We start from the raw sequence: 654 nt of genomic DNA, 5'->3' as shown, positions 1-654 counted from the left end.
AAAAAAGGTGGCGCAATCCAGCAGAGAAACTCGTTCCAGAAAAACCAATTTTCTTAAATCTATGCTGATAAGTGACATCTCCACGAAGAGAAAGTTTTGATGAGAGACGGGCATTAAACCCAACCCCTGCTTCCAAAGAAGAACCAAAGGAACCTAACTGAAAATCGTTTTTAAAAGAAACGAATTGCTTATCTTCAAAACTATGCAAATAAGAAAGCTTACCATAAAAAGAAACTTCACGTCCCTCTTCCACAACACCTAACGTCTTGCTTAAACGCCCACCAACACGCCCCACCCATTGATGAAATTTTCCTAAATCAACATCAAGATTATCAATATCACGCGCCTGATTAAACTGAAGATGCTGATAAACAACCTGAATCTGCGGATCAAAAACAACACCTTTATACCCTGTTGCAAACGTTCTACCACTCGTTAAAGAACCGCTAAATTGTTTACCCTTTAACGCCACAACCTTGCCCCGTGCAAGGGTCAAAACATCTCCCTTAAAAAGACCATACGATACCACCCCATCCATATAAAAACCGGTATCATGCTGCAAATTTCCATAAGCAGTAACAGACCATTTATTAAATGCGCTTTTTTTGCTTTGTTCAACATCCTGAGGGTGTAGAGAAAGATTTCCATAGTTCC

At 39.8% G+C, this 654-nt stretch carries 1 protein-coding gene; it reads right to left on the bottom strand.

Annotation, left to right across the window (positions count from 1 at the left end; translation table 11 throughout):
- The coding region (locus tag ACFINK_RS09395) for an autotransporter outer membrane beta-barrel domain-containing protein (protein WP_375638918.1) at nucleotides 1–654 on the bottom strand (654 nt) is incomplete at both ends.

The sequence above is a fragment of the Bartonella sp. AA16NXGY genome, from assembly GCF_042197325.1.
Classification (GTDB): domain Bacteria; phylum Pseudomonadota; class Alphaproteobacteria; order Rhizobiales; family Rhizobiaceae; genus Bartonella.
This window is presented reverse-complemented; position numbering and strand designations above follow the sequence as displayed.